Annotated in this window: 1 rRNA gene (running past one end of the window); it reads right to left on the bottom strand. The window is 51.9% G+C overall.

From position 1 onward, the window contains the following. A 23S ribosomal RNA gene (locus tag DW826_RS17700) occupies positions 1–2,297 on the bottom strand; it reaches 626 nt to the left of the window's first position. Positions 2,298–2,360: the final 63 nt, after the last annotated feature.

Raw genomic sequence — 2,360 nt, 5'->3', positions numbered from 1 at the left:
CCAACCATTCTGAGGGAACCTTTGAGCGCCTCCGATACCCTTTCGGAGGCGACCGCCCCAGTCAAACTCCCCACCTGACATTGTCCCCGATCCAGATCATGGACCATGGTTAGAAACCCAGTAACGCAAGGGTGGTATCCCAACAGCGGCTCATACGAAACCGGAGTTCCGTACTCGTAGCCTCCCACCTATCCTGTGCATGCATTACCGAATCCCAGTATCAAGCTGGAGTAAAGCTCCATGGGGTCTTTCCGTCCTGGCGCAGGTAACCAGCATCTTCACTGGTATTTCAATTTCACCGGGTGCATTGTCGAGACAGCGCTCAAATCATTACGCCTTTCGTGCGGGTCGGAACTTACCCGACAAGGAATTTCGCTACCTTAGGACCGTTATAGTTACGGCCGCCGTTTACTGGGGCTTCAATTCAAAGCTTCGATTGCTCTAACCTCTCCTCTTAACCTTCCAGCACCGGGCAGGCGTCAGCCCATATACATCACCTTACGGTTTCGCATAGACCTGTGTTTTTGCTAAACAGTTGCTTGAGCCTATTCTCTGCGGCCAGATCTCTCTGGCACCCCTTATCCCGAAGTTACGGGGTCATTTTGCCGAGTTCCTTAACAATGCTTCTCCCGCCGGCCTTAGGATTCTCTCCTCATCCACCTGTGTCGGTTTACGGTACGGGCACATGGTACACAATAGCGGCTTTTCTCGGCAGCTGGAATCGGATGCTTCCCTACTTTAGTTCGGTCCGCGTCACGTCTTTGGCTTATCAGGCGGATTTGCCTACCTGACACCTCCTACGCTTGCCCGGGAATCTGTCCCCCGGTCATCTTATCCCTCTGCGTCCCCACAGTTCTGATACCATGTGGTACAGGAATCTAAACCTGTTGTCCATCAGCTACGCTTCTCAGCCTTGCCTTAGGCCCCGACTTACCCAGGGCAGATCAGCTTTACCCTGGAAACCTTAGATATTCGGCCTGGAGGATTCCCACCTCCATCTCGCTACTCATTCCGGCATTCTCTCTTCTTAAAAGTCCACAGCTCCTTATCGGTACTGCTTCGCCCCTTTAAGAATGCTCCTCTACCAATGTATAAATACATTCCTGAGCTTCGGTGTTGTGTTTCAGCCCCGGACATTTTCGGCGCAGGACCTCTCGACTAGTGAGCTATTACGCACTCTTTGAATGTGTGGCTGCTTCTGAGCCAACATCCTAGTTGTCTTTGAAATCCCACATCCTTTTCCACTTAACACACACTTTGGGACCTTAGCTGCAGGTCTGGGCTCTTTCCCTTTTGACGACCCAACTTATCTCGTGCCGTCTGACTCCCGTACATCATCTGTATGGCATTCGGAGTTTGATATTCTTCGGTAGGCTTTGACGCCCCCTAGGAAATTCAGTGCTCTACCTCCACCAGACTAATACGAGGCTAGCCCTAAAGCTATTTCGAGGAGAACCAGCTATCTCCGGGTTCGATTGGAATTTCTCCCCTATCCACACCTCATCGCCACCCTTTTCAACGGATGTGCGTTCGGTCCTCCACGAAATTTTACTTTCGCTTCAACCTGGACATGGATAGATCACCCGGTTTCGGGTCTGCACATGCTGACTTGACGCCCTATTCAGACTTGCTCTCGCTTCGGCTCCGCACCTAAAGTGCTTAACCTTGCCAGCATCCGCAACTCGCCGGACCGTTCTACAAAAAGTACGCGGTCGCACCTTAACGTGCTTCCACAGCTTGTAAACACAGGGTTTCAGGTTCTCTTTCACTCCCCTCCCGGGGTCCTTTTCACCTTTCCTTCACAGTACTATGCGCTATCGGTCACTAAGGAGTATTTAGCCTTGGGGGGTGGTCCCCCCGACTTCCTGCAAGGTTCCACGTGTCTCGCAGTACTCTGGATCCCACTAGCTCCCTTCTGGTTTCATGTACGGGACTTTCACCCTCTCTGGTCTGACTTCCCAGACTGTTCCATTACCATACGGGTCACATAACGTGGTCCATAACCCCGGAATGCACGCATTCCGGTTTGGGCTCTTCCAATTTCGCTCGCCGCTACTTTCGGAATCGATGTTTCTTTCTCTTCCTCCGGCTACTTAGATGTTTCAGTTCACCGGGTTCCCGGCGTATGGCTATGTATTCACCATACGTCACTTGAGGTACACTCAAGTAGGTTTCCCCATTCAGAGATCTCCGGATCAAAGGATATTTGCTCCTCCCCGAAGCTTTTCGCAGCTTATCACGTCTTTCATCGGCTCTTAGTGCCAAGGCATCCACCCTGCGCTCTTTCTAGCTTAACCAGTTGTATTTCCGCCGCGGGAACGGCTTTCATACGAAGGTGCATAGCGTTGCACCCCTGGTCT

Origin of the sequence: Clostridium sp. AM34-11AC, assembly GCF_003435375.1 — a bacterium.
In the GTDB taxonomy this organism is placed as follows: Bacteria; Bacillota; Clostridia; order Lachnospirales; family Lachnospiraceae; genus Pilosibacter; species Pilosibacter fragilis.
This window is presented reverse-complemented; position numbering and strand designations above follow the sequence as displayed.